Origin of the sequence: Mycobacterium persicum (assembly GCF_002086915.1) — a bacterium.
GTDB classification, from domain to species: Bacteria; Actinomycetota; Actinomycetes; order Mycobacteriales; family Mycobacteriaceae; genus Mycobacterium; species Mycobacterium persicum.
Genome location: NZ_MWQA01000001.1, coordinates 4,738,478 through 4,754,973, shown reverse-complemented (window position 1 = coordinate 4,754,973; position 16,496 = coordinate 4,738,478). Strand labels below are relative to the sequence as shown.

Annotated in this window: 15 protein-coding genes; all 15 read left to right on the top strand. The window is 65.8% G+C overall.

Annotated elements, in window-relative coordinates; genetic code table 11:
* Nucleotides 1-68 precede the first annotated feature (68 nt).
* A complete protein-coding gene (locus tag B4U45_RS21685; RefSeq protein ID WP_075548865.1) occupies nucleotides 69-470 on the top strand; it encodes an Rv3143 family two-component system response regulator in 402 nt (133 codons plus the stop codon).
* A gap of 257 nt (nucleotides 471-727) precedes the next feature.
* Nucleotides 728-1,105 (top strand): NADH-quinone oxidoreductase subunit A, encoded by a 378-nt coding sequence (locus B4U45_RS21680; protein ID WP_075548866.1) that lies wholly within the window; start codon nucleotides 728-730, stop codon nucleotides 1,103-1,105.
* A 50-nt stretch (nucleotides 1,106-1,155) separates the two neighbouring features.
* Entirely contained in the window at nucleotides 1,156-1,710 is a 555-nt protein-coding gene (locus tag B4U45_RS21675) for a NuoB/complex I 20 kDa subunit family protein (RefSeq protein WP_023371908.1), read from the top strand.
* On the top strand, nucleotides 1,707-2,426 hold the full coding sequence (locus B4U45_RS21670; protein WP_075548867.1) for an NADH-quinone oxidoreductase subunit C: 720 nt from the start codon (nucleotides 1,707-1,709) through the stop codon (nucleotides 2,424-2,426). Before B4U45_RS21675 ends, B4U45_RS21670 begins: the two co-directional genes overlap by 4 nt.
* Nucleotides 2,426-3,724 carry an NADH dehydrogenase (quinone) subunit D gene (gene nuoD, locus B4U45_RS21665; protein ID WP_075548868.1) on the top strand — a complete coding sequence of 433 codons (1,299 nt, stop codon included), beginning with the start codon at nucleotides 2,426-2,428 and terminating at the stop codon, nucleotides 3,722-3,724. Before B4U45_RS21670 ends, nuoD begins: the two co-directional genes overlap by 1 nt.
* On the top strand, nucleotides 3,721-4,488 hold the full coding sequence (nuoE, locus tag B4U45_RS21660) for an NADH-quinone oxidoreductase subunit NuoE (RefSeq protein ID WP_075548869.1): 768 nt from the start codon (nucleotides 3,721-3,723) through the stop codon (nucleotides 4,486-4,488). Before nuoD ends, nuoE begins: the two co-directional genes overlap by 4 nt.
* Nucleotides 4,488-5,816 (top strand): NADH-quinone oxidoreductase subunit NuoF, encoded by a 1,329-nt coding sequence (nuoF, locus tag B4U45_RS21655; RefSeq protein WP_075548870.1) that lies wholly within the window; start codon nucleotides 4,488-4,490, stop codon nucleotides 5,814-5,816. The genes nuoE and nuoF overlap by 1 nt, the downstream gene beginning before the upstream one ends.
* Nucleotides 5,813-8,224, top strand: a complete 2,412-nt coding sequence (locus B4U45_RS21650) for an NADH-quinone oxidoreductase subunit G (protein WP_075548871.1) — start codon at nucleotides 5,813-5,815, stop codon at nucleotides 8,222-8,224. Before nuoF ends, B4U45_RS21650 begins: the two co-directional genes overlap by 4 nt.
* A gap of 49 nt (nucleotides 8,225-8,273) precedes the next feature.
* Nucleotides 8,274-9,527 (top strand): NADH-quinone oxidoreductase subunit NuoH, encoded by a 1,254-nt coding sequence (gene nuoH, locus B4U45_RS21645; RefSeq protein WP_219859506.1) that lies wholly within the window; start codon nucleotides 8,274-8,276, stop codon nucleotides 9,525-9,527.
* Nucleotides 9,520-10,116 (top strand): NADH-quinone oxidoreductase subunit NuoI, encoded by a 597-nt coding sequence (gene nuoI, locus B4U45_RS21640; protein WP_089025017.1) that lies wholly within the window; start codon nucleotides 9,520-9,522, stop codon nucleotides 10,114-10,116. Before nuoH ends, nuoI begins: the two co-directional genes overlap by 8 nt.
* 8 nt (nucleotides 10,117-10,124) lie before the next feature.
* Nucleotides 10,125-10,901, top strand: coding sequence for an NADH-quinone oxidoreductase subunit J (locus tag B4U45_RS21635; protein WP_089025019.1), 777 nt, complete (start codon nucleotides 10,125-10,127; stop codon nucleotides 10,899-10,901).
* Nucleotides 10,898-11,197 (top strand): NADH-quinone oxidoreductase subunit NuoK, encoded by a 300-nt coding sequence (gene nuoK / locus B4U45_RS21630; protein WP_068042120.1) that lies wholly within the window; start codon nucleotides 10,898-10,900, stop codon nucleotides 11,195-11,197. The genes B4U45_RS21635 and nuoK overlap by 4 nt, the downstream gene beginning before the upstream one ends.
* A gap of 10 nt (nucleotides 11,198-11,207) precedes the next feature.
* Nucleotides 11,208-13,109 carry an NADH-quinone oxidoreductase subunit L gene (gene nuoL, locus B4U45_RS21625; RefSeq protein WP_075548873.1) on the top strand — a complete coding sequence of 634 codons (1,902 nt, stop codon included), beginning with the start codon at nucleotides 11,208-11,210 and terminating at the stop codon, nucleotides 13,107-13,109.
* Nucleotides 13,106-14,701 (top strand): NADH-quinone oxidoreductase subunit M, encoded by a 1,596-nt coding sequence (locus B4U45_RS21620; protein WP_089025020.1) that lies wholly within the window; start codon nucleotides 13,106-13,108, stop codon nucleotides 14,699-14,701. The genes nuoL and B4U45_RS21620 overlap by 4 nt, the downstream gene beginning before the upstream one ends.
* Entirely contained in the window at nucleotides 14,698-16,284 is a 1,587-nt protein-coding gene (gene nuoN, locus B4U45_RS21615) for an NADH-quinone oxidoreductase subunit NuoN (protein ID WP_075548875.1), read from the top strand. The genes B4U45_RS21620 and nuoN overlap by 4 nt, the downstream gene beginning before the upstream one ends.
* Nucleotides 16,285-16,496: the final 212 nt, after the last annotated feature.

Sequence of the window (16,496 nt, the reverse complement as noted above, 5' to 3'; positions counted from 1 at the left end):
TCACAGCACGATAGCCTCGATGCCCGCCGTGCCAAAGAAGGCTGACGAGCACAAGTAGCATCTTCACCGTGCCCGACTCCAGCGACGCTCTGCGGATCCTCGTTTACAGCAACAATGTCCAAACCCGCCAACAGGTGATGCGTGCACTGGGCAAACGGCTGCACCCTGATCTGCCGGAATTGACCTATGTCGAAATTGCGACAGCTCCGAGGGTGATACAGCGGATGGACGAAGGCGGCATCGACTTGGCCATCCTCGACGGCGAAGCGACACCAGCCGGGGGCATGGGAATCGCCAAACAGCTCAAAGACGAACTCTCGACGTGCCCGCCGATTCTGGTGCTCACCGGGCGGCCGGATGACACCTGGCTGGCCAGCTGGTCGCGAGCCGAGGCCGCGGTACCGCATCCGATCGACCCGATTGTGCTCGGCCGCACGGCGCTCGGCCTGTTACGCGCGCCCGCGCTCTGACCGCCGCGCACACCAACCCAATCGCCCACGAGACTTCCGAGCCACCCCGACTCCGAGCCAACGCGCGAGGCACCCCCAACGCCTCCGCAGCCGCGGATCTGCAGGTGCCCGCGAGGGTTGACCCCGGGCATGGGCCCTTGCCGCAGCGCGACTATGTTGAAGGTCACTGCGGCGGTCCACAAGCCCGGCCCGTCACAGCAGCCCGGTCACCGCCCGGCCGCCGTGTCGGCGGCCAATACGACGGATCATGGAGCGACGTGAACGTCTACATACCCATCCTGGTGCTGGCGGTGCTTGCCGCCGCCTTTGCCGTGTTCTCGGTTGTGATCGCGAGCCTGGCCGGTCCATCGCGCTTCAACCGGTCGAAGCTCGCGGCCTACGAATGCGGGATTGAACCGACAGACAGCTCGGTGAGCGGCCCGCAAGCGACGGCCGGGCAGCGGTTCCCGATCAAGTACTACCTGACCGCAATGTTGTTCATCGTCTTCGACATCGAGATCGTGTTCCTGTACCCGTGGGCGGTCAGCTTCGACGCGCTGGGCACCTTCGCGCTGGTCGAGATGCTGATCTTCATGCTCACGGTGTTCGTTGCCTACGCCTACGTGTGGCGCCGCGGTGGTCTGACGTGGGATTGAGGGCTGAGATGGGATTTGCGATGGGATTTGAGATGGGATTGAGGTAGGGCGTGGGACTGGAAGAACAGCTACCCGGCGGGATCCTGCTGTCAACAGTCGAGAAGGTGGCGGGCTACGTCCGCAAAAACTCACTGTGGCCGGCGACGTTCGGCTTGGCGTGCTGCGCGATCGAAATGATGGCGACCGCCGGACCGAGGTTCGATCTGGCCCGCTTCGGGATGGAGCGATTCTCGGCGACACCGCGGCAAGCGGATCTGATGATCGTGGCGGGACGGGTCAGCCAGAAGATGGCGCCGGTGCTGCGCCAGATCTACGACCAGATGGCCGAGCCGAAATGGGTGCTCGCCATGGGGGTCTGCGCGTCGTCCGGCGGGATGTTCAACAACTACGCGATCGTCCAGGGTGTGGACCACGTTGTTCCGGTCGACATCTACCTGCCGGGGTGTCCGCCGCGTCCCGAGATGCTCCTGCACGCAATCCTCAAGCTGCACGAGAAGATTCAGGAAATGCCGTTGGGTGTCAACCGGGAACGTGCCATCGCCGAGGCCGAGGAGGCGGCGCTGCTGGCCAGGCCCACCATCGAGATGCGCGGACTGCTGCGATGAGCTCCCCAGACCAAGACCCGCAGGAGGCGATCGCCCGCGCCGACGAAGAAGTGATCGACGTTCGCCGCGGGATGTTCGGCGTCAGCGGCACCGGTGACACGTCCGGATACGGGCGGCTGGTGCGTCAGGTCACGTTGCCAGGGAGCAGCCCTCGGCCCTATGGCGGCTATTTCGACGACATTGCCGACCGCCTGGCCGAAGCACTGCAGGGCGAGGGTGTCGAATTCGACGACGCCATAGAGAAAGTCGTGGTGTACCCGCCCGGCAAGGGGGCCGAACTGACCCTGCACGTCCGGCGCGAACGACTGCCACAAGTCGCCCAACGCCTGCGCGACGAACCGGAATTGCGGTTCGAAATGTGCCTGGGCGTCAACGGAGTGCACTACCCGCACGAGACCGGCCGAGAGCTGCACGCCGTCTACCCCCTGCAGTCGATCACCCACAACCGTCGCCTCCGGCTGGAAGTGTCTGTGCCCGATAGTGATCCGCATATCCCGTCGCTGTATTCGGTCTATCCGACCAACGACTGGCATGAGCGCGAGACATATGACTTCTTCGGGATCGTCTTCGACGGGCATCCGTCACTGACCCGCATCGAGATGCCCGACGACTGGCACGGACATCCGCAGCGCAAGGACTACCCACTCGGTGGCATCCCGGTCGAATACAAGGGCGCGCAGATACCCCCGCCCGACGAACGTAGGGGCTACAACTGATGAGTGAGACCGAAACCATCCTGGTCGCCGGCGGCCAGGACTGGGAGGACATCGTCGACGCCGCCCGCAAGGCGGACCCCGGCGAACGCATCGTCGTCAACATGGGGCCCCAGCATCCGTCCACCCACGGGGTGTTGCGGCTGATCCTCGAGATCGAAGGCGAAACGATCATCGAGGCCCGCTGCGGAATCGGCTATCTGCACACCGGTATCGAGAAAAACCTCGAATACCGGTACTGGACCCAGGGCGTCACCTTCGTGACCCGAATGGATTATCTGTCACCGTTTTTCAACGAAACCGCGTACTGCCTGGGTGTGGAGAAGCTGCTCGGTATCACCGAGCAGATCCCAGAGCGGGTCAACGTCATCCGGGTGCTGCTGATGGAGCTCAACCGCATCTCGTCTCACCTGGTGGCATTGGCGACCGGCGGCATGGAACTGGGCGCGATGACCGCCATGTTCATCGGCTTCCGGGCGCGCGAAATCATCCTCAACGTGTTCGAGTCGATCACCGGATTGCGGATGAACCACGCCTACATCCGGCCCGGCGGCGTCGCCCAGGATCTGCCGCCCAACGCGGCCAGCGAAATCGCCGAAGCCCTCACCCAGCTGCGGCAACCACTGCGCGAGTTGGGTGATCTGCTCAACGAAAACGCCATCTGGAAAGCCCGCACCCAGGGCATCGGATATCTCGATCTGGCCGGATGCATGGCGCTGGGTATCACCGGGCCGATCCTGCGTTCCACCGGATTACCGCACGACCTGCGCAAGAGCGAACCCTACTGTGGTTACGAAAATTACGAATTCGACGTGATCACCGATGACGCCTGTGATGCCTACGGGCGCTACATGATTCGGGTCAAAGAGATGTGGGAGTCGGTGAAGATCGTCGAGCAGTGCCTGGACAGGCTGCAGCCGGGCCCCACCATGATCGAGGACCGCAAGATCGCCTGGCCCGCCGACCTGAAGGTGGGCCCCGATGGCATGGGCAACTCGGAGGAGCACATCGCCAAGATCATGGGCAGCTCGATGGAGGCGCTGATCCACCACTTCAAGTTGGTGACCGAGGGCATCCGGGTACCGCCGGGCCAGGTCTACGTGGCGGTGGAATCACCGCGCGGAGAGCTCGGCGTGCACATGGTCAGCGACGGCGGCACCCGCCCCTACCGGGTGCACTACCGGGATCCGTCGTTCACCAACCTGCAGGCGGTCGCCGCGATGTGCGAGGGCGGCATGGTCGCAGACCTGATCACCGCCGTCGCCAGCATCGACCCCGTCATGGGCGGGGTGGACCGATGACCGGACCGCTGGGGCAACCGGTGTTCCTACGGCTCGGGCCGCCGCCCGAAGAACCCAACCAGTTCATGGTGGAGGGTGCGCCACAGTCGTATCCGCCCGAGGTGCACGCGCGGCTGGAGGTCGACGCCAAGGAGATCATCGGCCGCTACCCCAACAAGCGTTCCGCGCTGCTGCCGCTGCTGCACCTGGTGCAGGGTGAGGACTCCTACCTGACACCGGCAGGTCTGGAGTTCTGCGCAAACCAGTTGGGGCTGACCGGGGCCGAGGTCTCGGCGGTGGCCAGCTTCTACACCATGTACCGGCGCGGACCCACCGGCGACTACCTGGTCGGCGTATGCACCAACACGCTGTGTGCCATCATGGGCGGCGACGCCATCTTCGCGGACCTCAAAGACCATCTCGGCATCGGCAACGACGAGACCACCGCCGACGGGTCGATCACCCTGCAACACATCGAATGCAACGCCGCCTGCGACTACGCCCCGGTCGTCATGGTCAATTGGGAATTCTTCGACAACCAGACACCGGAGTCGGCGCGCGAACTCGTCGACTCGCTGCGCTCCGGCACCCCGAAGCCGCCTACCCGGGGGGCCCCGTTGTGCGCCTTCCGGGAGACGTCGCGCATCCTGGCGGGGCTGCCGGATCAGCGTCCCGACCAAGGCCAGGGCGGTGCCGGCGCCGCCACGCTGGCCGGCCTGCAGGTGGCGAAGGAAAACGACATGCAGGCGCCACCCGGGCCCGAAACCACCCCGGAAGGCCAGTGATGACCTCGCAGGCAACCCCGTTGACCCCGGTGATCAGCCGCTACTGGGACGACCCCGAGTCATGGACCATGGCGACGTATCAGCGTCATGACGGCTACCAGGCGATGAAGAAGGCCTTGGCCATGGACCCCGACGACGTGATCGGCACCGTCAAGGACTCCGGGTTGCGCGGGCGCGGCGGCGCCGGATTCGCCACCGGAACCAAATGGTCGTTCATCCCCCAAGGAGACAAGGGTCCGGCCGCCAAGCCGCACTACCTGGTGGTCAACGCAGACGAGTCCGAACCCGGCACCTGCAAAGACATTCCGCTGATGCTGGCGACACCGCACGTGCTCATCGAGGGCGTCATCATCGCCGCATACGCGATCCGGGCCCACCACGCCTTCATCTATGTGCGCGGCGAGGTGCTGCCGGTGCTGCGCCGGCTGCAGAACGCGGTGGCCGAGGCGTACGCCGCCGGTTACCTGGGCCGCAACATCGCCGGGTCGGGTTTCGACCTGGAGCTGGTGGTACACGCCGGTGCGGGCGCCTACATCTGCGGAGAGGAGACCGCGCTGCTCGATTCGCTGGAAGGCCGCCGCGGCCAGCCGCGGCTCCGGCCGCCCTTTCCCGCTGTTGCGGGGCTGTACGGCTGCCCGACGGTGATCAACAACGTCGAGACCATCGCCAGCGTCCCGGCGATCATCCTCAACGGCGTCGACTGGTTCCGGTCGATGGGCAGCGAGAAATCGCCTGGCTTCACGCTGTATTCGTTGTCCGGGCACGTCACCCGTCCCGGGCAGTACGAGGCGCCGTTGGGTATCACGTTGCGCGAGTTGCTCGATTACGCCGGCGGGGTCCGCGCCGGACACCGGCTGAAATTCTGGACGCCGGGCGGGTCCTCCACACCGTTGCTCACCGACGAGCACCTCGACGTGCCCTTGGATTACGAGGGTGTGGGTGCTGTCGGATCGATGCTGGGCACCAAGGCGCTGGAGATCTTCGACGAGACCACCTGCGTGGTGCGTGCGGTGCGGCGCTGGACCGAGTTTTACAAACACGAATCATGCGGGAAATGCACACCGTGCCGCGAAGGGACGTTCTGGCTGGACAAGATCTACGAGCGGCTGGAAACCGGCCGGGGCACCCACGAGGACATCGACAAACTGCTCGACATCTCGGACTCGATTTTGGGAAAGGCGTTCTGCGCGTTGGGCGATGGCGCCGCAAGCCCGGTGATGTCGTCCATCAAGTACTTCCGCGACGAGTACGTCGCGCATGTCGAAGGCGGCGGATGCCCGTTCGACCCCCGGGAATCCATGCTCATGGCGAACGGAGACACGGCGTGACCCAAACGGCCGACACCGAAAACCGGGTGGCCCAGCCGGAGATGGTGACGCTGACCATCGACGGAAACGAAATAAGCGTCCCCAAAGGCACTTTGGTGATCCGGGCGGCGGAGCTGATGGGCATCCAGATCCCACGGTTCTGCGACCACCCGCTGCTCGACCCGGTCGGCGCGTGCCGCCAATGTCTGGTCGAGGTCGAGGGACAACGCAAACCGCTGGCGTCGTGCACCACGGTCTGCACCGACGACATGGTGGTGCGCACCCAGCTCACCTCGGAAGCCGCCGACAAAGCCCAGCACGGTGTGATGGAGCTGCTGCTGATCAACCATCCGCTGGACTGCCCGATGTGCGACAAGGGCGGCGAATGCCCGCTGCAGAACCAGGCCATGTCCAACGGCCGGCCCGACTCCCGCTTCACCGACGTCAAGCGCACGTTCGCCAAGCCGATCAACATCTCCGCACAGGTATTGCTGGACCGGGAACGGTGCATCCTGTGCGCCCGCTGCACCCGGTTCTCCGAACAGATCGCCGGCGATCCGTCCATCGACATGCAGGAGCGCGGCGCGTTGCAGCAGGTCGGCATCTATACAGGCGAACCGTTCGACTCCTACTTCTCGGGCAACACGGTGCAGATCTGCCCGGTCGGCGCGCTGACCGGGACTGCCTACCGATTCCGGGCGCGTCCGTTCGACTTGGTCTCCAGCCCCAGCGTCTGTGAGCACTGCGCGTCGGGCTGTGCCCAGCGCACCGATCACCGCCGCGGCAAGGTGCTGCGCCGCCTCGCCGGCGACGACCCGGAAGTCAACGAGGAGTGGAACTGCGACAAGGGCCGGTGGGCTTTCACCTACGCGACCCAGCCGGACGTGCTGACCACTCCCCTAATCCGGAATGCCGACGGCGAGCTGGTGCCCGCGTCGTGGTCGCACGCCATGGTGGCCGCGGCCCAAGGACTCGAAGCGGCCCGCGGTCGCACCGGTGTGCTGGTCGGCGGCCGGGTCACCTGGGAAGACGCGTACGCCTACGCCAAGTTCGCGCGAATTGTGTTGGACACCAACGACGTCGACTTTAGGGCCCGGCCACACTCAGCCGAGGAGGCCGACTTCCTGGCGGCCCGCGTCGCGGGCCGGCCGAAAGCCGTCAGCTATGCCGACCTGGAATCGGCGCCGGTGGTGCTACTCGTCGGGTTCGAACCCGAAGACGAGTCCCCGATCATCTTCTTGCGGCTGCGCAAGGCTGCCCGCAAACACAAGGTTCCCGTGTATGCGATCGCCCCGTTCGCCACCCGGGGTCTGCAGAAGATGTCGGGCACGCTGATCAAAACCGTTCCCGGCGAGGAGCCCGCGGCCCTAGATGGGCTGGCCACCGGTGAGGTGGGTGATCTGCTGGCCACACCGGGAGCGGTCATCATGGTCGGGGAACGCTTGGCTACGGTGCCCGGTGGATTGTCCGCCGTGGCACGGCTGGCCGACTCCACCGGGGCCCGGCTGGCCTGGGTGCCGCGCCGCGCCGGGGAACGCGGCGCGCTGGAAGCCGGCGCGCTGCCGGGACTGCTTCCCGGTGGCCGTCCGCTGGCCGACGAGACCGCCCGCTCGCAGGTCCGAGACGCCTGGCATGTGGCCGAATTGCCTTCGGCCCCAGGGCGTGACGCCGACGGGATGCTGGCCGCGGCGACCGACGGCGCGCTGGGCGCGCTGCTGGTCGGCGGTGTCGAACCCGGCGACTTCGCCGATCCGGACGCGGTGCTTGCCGCACTGGACTCCGCCGGTTTCGTGGTCAGTCTGGAATTGCGGCACAGCGCCGTCACCGAGCGCGCCGACGTGGTGTTCCCAGTGGCCCCGACGGTGCAGAAGGCCGGCGCATTCGTCAACTGGGAGGGCCGCTACCGCGGGTTCAAGCCCGCGCTTCAGGGCACCATTGCGCAAGCCGGTCAGTCGGATCATCGGGTGCTCGACGCGCTGGCCGACGAGTTGGGCGTCTATCTGGGCGTATCCGACGTCGAGGCGGCCCGCGCCGAGCTTGCCGCGCTGGGCACCTGGAACGGCAAGCACGCCGCAGGCCCGCAGGTTGCCGCGCCCGGGCCCGCCCAACCGGGCACTGGCGAGGCGGTGCTGACCGGTTGGCGGATGCTGCTGGACGCCGGCCGGCTACAGGACGGCGAACCGCATCTGGCCGGCACCGCGCGCCCGCCGGTGGTGCGGCTGTCGGCCGACACCGCAGCCGAGATCGGCGCCGCCGACGGCGACGATGTCACCGTCAGCACGTCGCGTGGATCGATCACCGTGCCGCTATGCGTCACCGACATGCCCGATCGGGTGGTGTGGCTTCCGCTGAACTCTTCCGGTTCGGCGGTGTACCGGCAGCTGGGCGCAAGTCTGGGCAGCGTCGTGCGCATTGGAGTGAGCGAATGACCCGCGCCGGCGACGACCCAGAACGAAGTGATGTGGAGGAGCGGTGCCGATGACCCCGTTCGGACATGACGTCTGGTGGCTGGTGGTGACCAAGGCGATCGCCATCTTCGTCTTCCTCATGCTGACCGTGCTGGTGGCGATCCTGGCCGAGCGCAAGCTGCTGGGCCGGATGCAACTGCGCCCCGGCCCCAACCGGGTGGGGCCGCACGGCGCGTTGCAAAGTCTCGCCGACGGAATCAAGCTGGCGCTCAAGGAAAGCATCACTCCCGGCGGCATCGACAAGTTCGTTTATTTTCTCGCCCCGATCATCTCGGTGATTCCCGCGTTCACGGCATTTGCCTTCGTCCCGTTCGGCCCCGAGGTGTCGGTGTTCGGCCACCGGACGCCGCTGCAACTGACCGATCTGCCGGTCGCGGTGCTGTTCATCCTGGCCCTGTCGGCGGTCGGGGTATACGGCATCGTGCTCGGCGGTTGGGCGTCCGGCTCCACCTATCCGCTACTCGGCGGTGTGCGCTCGACCGCGCAGGTGATCTCCTACGAGGTCGCGATGGGGCTGTCGTTCGCGACCGTGTTCCTCTACGCGGGCACCATGTCGACGTCACAGATCATCGCCGCACAAGACCGGGTCTGGTACGTCTTCTTGTTGCTGCCGTCGTTCGTCATCTACCTCATCTCCATGGTGGGCGAGACCAACCGGGCGCCGTTCGACCTGCCCGAAGCGGAGGGTGAGCTGGTCGCCGGGTTCCATACCGAGTACTCGTCGCTGAAGTTCGCGATGTTCATGCTCGCCGAATACGTCAACATGACAACGGTTTCGGCGCTGGCCGCGACGATGTTCCTGGGCGGCTGGCATGCTCCCTGGCCGCTGAACATGTGGGCCGGCGCCAACGTCGGCTGGTGGCCGGTGCTCTGGTTCACCGCCAAGGTGTGGGGCTTTTTGTTCATCTACTTCTGGCTGCGGGCCACGTTGCCGCGGCTGCGCTACGACCAATTCATGGCGCTGGGCTGGAAATTGCTGATTCCCGTCTCGCTGCTGTGGATCATGGTCGCGGCCGTCATCCGCGCGCTACGCAACCAGGGATACCAGTATTGGACGGCGACGTTGGTGGTCAGCAGCCTGGTCGTCACCACGGGCCTGGTGATGTCGCTACGAAGCCCGGGCTCTCGGGTGAAGCGCCGCCAACAGCGCGCCGAGACCACAGCCGAGCGCGGCGGCGCCGAACCGGTATCCCCGACCCCGCCGCTGCCGATGAAACCACTGGCGCAGCCAGTTGGTGCGAGCAAGGAGAACGCACGTGGCTAAGTCTGACCGTCCGACTTCTCCTCGGGCCGGCTCCGGCCCGCATCGTCGTCGGTTTCTGGACGCCGTAGCCGGATTCGGCGTGACCCTCGGGTCGATGTTCAAAAAGACCGTCACCGAGGAGTATCCGGAAAAGCCCGGTCCGGTGGCACCGCGGTACCACGGCCGTCATCAGCTCAACCGATACCCCGACGGGCTGGAGAAATGCATCGGCTGCGAGTTGTGCGCCTGGGCGTGCCCGGCCGACGCGATTTACGTCGAGGGCGCCGACAACACCGAGGAAGCGCGTTATTCGCCCGGTGAGCGTTACGGCCGGGTGTACCAGATCAACTACCTGCGGTGCATCGGTTGCGGCCTGTGCATCGAGGCGTGCCCCACCCGGGCGCTCACCATGACCAACGACTACGAAATGGCCGACGACAACCGCGCCGACCTGATCTATGAGAAGGACCGGCTGCTGGCTCCGCTGCTGCCCGAGATGACCGCGCCACCGCACCCCAGGGCCGCGGGTGCCACGGACAAGGACTACTACCTGGGCAACGTCACCCCGCAGGGCCTACGTGAACCGCAGCAAGCCGGAGATTCCCGGTGACCGCGTTACTGGCCGCTAATCTGGCGCAGGACACCATCGTTCGGACCTCCACCGGTGAAGCGGTGACGTTCTGGATCCTGGGCGCGCTGGCATTGATCGGCGCGCTCGGGGTGGTGCTGGCGGTGAACGCGGTGTACTCGGCGATGTTCTTGGCGATGACGATGATCATCCTGGCGGTGTTCTACATGGTCCAGGACGCGCTGTTCCTGGGCGTCGTTCAAGTCGTGGTCTACACCGGCGCGGTGATGATGCTGTTCTTGTTCGTGCTGATGCTGATCGGCGTGGACTCCGCGGAATCGCTGAAGGAGACCCTGCGCGGACAGCGGATCGCCGCGGTGGCCACCGGGATCGGGTTCGGCATCCTGCTGGTCGGCGGCATCGGCAACGTGGCCACCGGCGGCTTCGCCGGACTGACCGCCGCCAACGCCAACGGCAATGTCGAAGGCCTGGCGGCGCTGATCTTCTTTCGCTACCTGTGGGCTTTCGAGCTGACCAGCGCGCTGTTGATCACCGCGGCTATCGGGGCGATGGTGCTAGCTCACCGAGAACGCTTCGAGCGCCGCAAAACCCAGCGCGAGCTCTCCCAGGAGCGCTTCCGTCCCGGCGGGCATCCCACCCCGCTGCCCAACCCGGGTGTCTACGCGCGCCGCAACGCGGTCGATGTGGCGGCGCTGCTGCCCGACGGGACGTACTCGGAATTGTCGGTCTCCCCGATATTGCGCGGCCGGGGCGCGGACGGCACGGCGACCCCCTCCGCCGACACGGTCAAGAGAGGTAAGTCGTGAACCCGGCCAATTACCTTTACCTTTCGGCGCTCCTGTTCACCGTCGGCGCTTCCGGTGTACTGCTGCGACGCAACGCGATTGTCATGTTCATGTGCGTGGAGCTGATGCTCAACGCGGTCAATCTGGCGTTCGTCACGTTCGCGCGGATGCACGGCCATCTCGACGGGCAGATGATCGCGTTCTTCACCATGGTGGTGGCTGCCTGTGAAGTCGTCGTCGGCCTGGCCATCATCATGACGATTTTCCGTGCCCGCAAATCGGCGTCGGTCGACGACGCGAACCTACTCAAAGGCTGAGAACGCCACCGTGACAAATTCTTTGGGGACTCACTACACCTGGCTGCTGGTGGCGCTGCCGCTGGCCGGTGCCGCGATCTTGCTGTTCGGCGGCAGACTAACCGACGCCTGGGGTCATTGGCTGGGCTGCGCGGCGGCCCTCGGGTCGTTCGGCGTGGGCGTGACGTTGCTCAGCGACATGCTCGGCCGGGGTGAGGGCGACCGCGTCATCCGCCAGACGGTGTACACCTGGATTCCGGTGGGCGGCCTCCAGGTCGACTTCGGGCTGCAGCTCGACCAGCTGTCGATGTGCTTCGTGCTGCTGATCACCGGCGTCGGATCGCTGATCCATATTTATTCGGTGGCCTACATGGCCGATGACCCGGACCGCCGCCGATTTTTCGGCTACCTCAACCTGTTTCTGGCCTCGATGCTGCTGCTGGTGGTCGCCGACAACTATGCGCTGCTCTATGTCGGCTGGGAAGGCGTCGGCCTGGCTTCCTACCTGCTGATCGGTTTCTGGTACCACAAACCGTCGGCGGCCACGGCGGCCAAGAAGGCGTTCGTGATGAACCGGGTCGGTGACGCAGGACTGGCGCTGGGCATGTTCGTCATGTTCGCCACGTTCGGGACGCTGTCCTACGCCGGAGTGTTCGCCGCAGCACCCGCCGCCGGTCGCGGTGCGCTGACCGCGATGGGGTTGCTGCTGTTGTTGGGCGCGTGCGCCAAATCGGCACAGGTTCCGCTGCAGGCCTGGCTGGGCGACGCGATGGAGGGCCCCACCCCGGTGTCCGCGCTGATCCACGCGGCCACCATGGTGACCGCGGGCGTGTATCTGATCGTGCGGTCCAACCCGCTGTATGACCTGTCGCCGGAGGCTCAGCTGGCCGTGGTCGTCGTCGGCGCCGTCACCTTGCTGTTCGGCGCGTTCATCGGGTGCGCCAAGGACGACATCAAGCGCGCGCTGGCCGCCTCCACGATGAGCCAGATCGGGTACATGGTGCTGGCCGCCGGCCTGGGCCCGGCCGGTTATGCCTTCGCGATCATGCATCTGCTCACCCACGGCTTCTTCAAGGCCGGCCTGTTCCTCGGGTCCGGTGCGGTGATCCATGCGATGAACGAAGAACAGGACATGCGCCGCTACGGCGGACTGCGGGCCGCGCTGCCGGTCACGTTCGTCACCTTCGGGCTGGCCTATCTGGCGATCATCGGGGTGCCGCCGTTCGCGGGCTTCTTCTCCAAGGACGCGATCATCGAGGCGGCGCTGAACGTCGGCGGCGCCCGGGGCTATGTGTTGGGCGGCGCGGCGCTGCTCGGTGCCGGCGTCACCGCGTTCTACATGACGCGGGTGATGCTGATGACCTTCTTCGGCAAAAAGCGTTGGGCGCCAGGGTCACATCCGCACGAGGCGCCGGGGCTGATGACGTGGCCGATGATCTTGCTGGCCGTCGGCTCGGTGTTCTCCGGGGGCCTGTTCGCGGTCGGCGGAACCCTACGGCACTGGCTCGAGCCCGTCGTCGGCGTACCCGAAGAAGCCGCCCACGCCATCCCGGCCTGGGTCAGCACCACGGTGACGCTCGCCGTCGTCGCCGCCGGAATCGCGGTCGCCTACCGGATGTATGCCACCGCACCGATCCCGCGGGTGGCCCCCACCCAGGTGTCGGTGCTGACGACGGCCGCGCGCGCCGACCTCTACGGCGACGCCTTCAACGAGGAGGTGTTCATGCGTCCCAGCGCCCGACTGACGGACACGCTGGTCGAAGTCGACAATGCGGGGGTGGACGGGTCGGTCAACGCGCTGGCGGCGCTGGTGAGCCGGACGTCGAACCGCTTGCGGCGCATGCAAACCGGCTTCGCACGCAACTACGCGCTGTCGATGTTGGCCGGCGCGGTCCTGGTGGCTGCGGTACTCCTGGCGGTGAACCTGTGGTGAGCAACTTTGCCTGGCTGAGCACGCTGTGGCTGGTGCCGCTGGCCGGTTCGGTGCTGATCATCCTGCTGCCCCCGGGACTGCGCCAACTGGCCAAGTGGACCGGCCTGATCGTCAGCGTTGCGACGCTGGGGGTCTCGATCGTCATCGCGATCGGCTTCAAGCCCGGCTCACAAACTGGCACGGAGCCATACCAGTTCGTCGAAAAGCATTCATGGATACCGGCTTTCGGTGCCGGCTATACCCTCGGGGTGGACGGCATCGCGGTGGTGCTGGTGCTGCTCACCACGGTGCTGATTCCGCTGCTGCTGGTAGCCGGCTGGAATGATGGTGGTGAGCGCACCCGCGGGGTGCACGCGTATGTCGCCTTGACGCTGGCCATCGAGTCGATGGTGCTGATCTCGCTGGTAGCGCTCGACGTGCTGCTGTTCTACGTGTTCTTCGAAGCCATGCTGATCCCGATGTACTTCCTCATCGGCGGCTTCGGCCAGGGTCCGGGGCGCTCGCGCGCGGCGGTGAAGTTCTTGCTGTACAACCTGTTCGGCGGGCTGATCATGCTGGCGGCGGTGATCGGGCTGTACGTGGTGACCGCGCAGCACGGTCCGGGCACCTTCGACTTCCGCGAGATCGTGGCCGGTGTTGCCTCGGGCCGCTACGGCGTGGACCCGGCAGTGTTCAAGGCGCTGTTCCTGGGTTTCATGTTCGCGTTCGCCGTCAAGGCCCCGCTGTGGCCCTTCCACCGCTGGCTGCCCGACGCCGCCGTCGAGTCCACACCCGCGACCGCGGTGCTGATGATGGCCGTGATGGACAAGGTCGGCACCTTCGGCATGCTGCGTTATTGCCTGCAGCTATTCCCTGACGCGTCAACGTATTTCCGTCCGCTGATCGTGACACTGGCCATCATCGGCGTGGTCTACGGCGCGGTGGTGGCGATCGGTCAGACCGACATCATGCGGCTGATCGCCTACACCTCGATCTCGCACTTCGGATTCATCATCGCGGGCATCTTCGTGATGACCACCCAGGGGCAGAGCGGATCGACGCTGTACATGCTCAACCACGGCCTGTCCACGGCGGCGGTGTTCCTGATTGCCGGCTTCCTAATTTCCCGCCACGGCAGCCGGTCGATCGCCGACTACGGCGGTGTGCAAAAGGTGGCCCCGGTCCTGGCCGGAACGTTCATGGTTTCGGCCATGGCCACCTTGTCGCTGCCCGGCCTTGCCCCGTTCGTCAGCGAATTCCTGGTGCTGCTAGGCACTTACAGCCGCTACTGGCTGGCAGCGGCGTTCGGCGTCACCGCCCTCGTTCTGTCTGCCATCTACATGCTGTGGCTCTACCAGCGGGTGATGACCGGGCCGGTGGCCGAGGGCAACGAACGGATCGGTGACCTGGTGCCCCGCGAAATGATTGTGGTGGCACCGCTGATCGCGTTGCTGCTCGTGCTCGGGGTCTACCCCAAACCGATGCTCGACCTCATCAACCCGGCGGTCGAGAACACCATGACCACCATCGGCCAGCATGATCCCGCGCCTCACGTCACACATCCGGTTTCGGGCCCCGGCGCCCAGCGGACAGCCGAAGGACCGCACCAATGACCTTGCCCAGCCCCAGTATTGAGTACTTCCTGCTCTGCCCGATGCTGATCGTCTTCGGCGTCGCTGTCGTCGGAGTGCTGGCCGAAGCGTTTCTGCCTCGCCGCATGCGATACGGCGCCCAGGTGACGCTCACCGTCGGCGGATTGGTCGCCGCATTCGTCACGGTCATCATGGTGGCCAGGTCGATTCCGGCGTCCGGTCGACGCGCGGTGCTGGGTTCGGTGGCCGTGGATCGACCGACGCTGTTTCTGCAGGGCACCGTGCTGCTGGTCGCGGTGCTGGCAGTCATCTTCATCGCCGAACGCAGCGCCCACCGCGTCGCCACCCCGCGCAGGGTGGCGGTCGCGGCGGGCACCGGCGGGCTGGATTCCTTTACGCCGCAGGCTTCTGCGGTGCCGGGCAGCGACGCCGAGCACGAGGCCGAACGGGCCGGCGCCGCTCAAACCGAGATCTTCCCGCTGCTGACGTTGTCGGTCGGCGGCATGATGGTCTTTCCCGCGTCCAACGACCTGTTGACGATGTTCGTCGCGCTCGAAGTCTTGTCGCTGCCGCTGTACCTGATGTGCGGGCTCGCTCGTCACCGCCGGCTGCTGTCGCAGGAAGCGGCGTTGAAGTACTTTTTGCTGGGCGCCTTCTCGTCGGCATTCTTCCTCTACGGCGTCGCATTGCTCTACGGTGCGACCGGCACGCTGACCCTGTCCGGTATCCGGGATTCGCTGGCAGCACAAAGCGATACGTCGATGGCCTTGGTCGGCGTCGGACTGCTGTCGGTCGGCCTGCTCTTCAAGGTCGGCGCGGTCCCCTTCCATTCCTGGATTCCCGACGTCTATCAGGGTGCGCCCACCCCGATCACGGGATTCATGGCGGCCGCCACCAAAGTCGCCGCGTTCGGCGCACTGCTGCGCGTTGTCTATGTCGCGCTGCCGCCGCTGCACGACCAGTGGCGCCCGGTGCTGTGGGCGATTTCGATCCTGACCATGGCGGTAGCCACCATCACCGCAGTGAATCAGACCGACGTCAAACGGATGCTGGCCTATTCGTCGGTCGCCCACGTCGGATTCATCCTCACCGGCGTCATCGCCGACAACCAAGCCGGCCTGTCGGCGACGCTGTTCTATCTGGTCGCCTACAGCTTTTCGACAGTGGGCGCGTTCGCCATCGTGGGCCTGATCCGCAACGCCGACGGAGTCGAGGACGCCGACCTGTCGCACTGGGCCGGGCTGGGCCAGCGTTCACCCATTGTGGGCGTGATGCTTTCGATGTTTCTGCTCGCGTTCGCCGGTATCCCGCTGACCAGTGGATTCGTCAGTAAGTTCGCGGTGTTCCGGGCCGCTGCCCAGGGTGGGGCGGTGCCATTGGTGATCATCGGTGTGATCGCCAGCGGAGTGGCCGCCTACTTCTACGTGCGCGTCATCGTGTTGATGTTCTTCACCGAGGGATCCGACGACACACCGCAGGTGGTGGCGCCCGGAGTGCTGAGCAAGGCCGCTATCGCGATATGCGCGATCGTCACAGTGGTTTTGGGGATCATTCCGCAGCCGGTGCTCGATCTGGCCGATCAGGCCGCGCAATTACTGCGCTGAGGTAGCGGCTACATTGGAGTCGTCCTCGGCCTCGTCCTCGGCCGTCACATCCTTCCCACCAGTCTCTGGCCCAGTGGGTGCCGTTTCTGCCCACACTCGGAAATTCATGGTGATCACGCATGCTGCTGGTGGACAATGTCCGCTTGCGCGGCCTTGGCGGCCTGGCTCTGTTTTCGGCACACCTTGGGCTCTGTTTTCGGCACGCCGATACC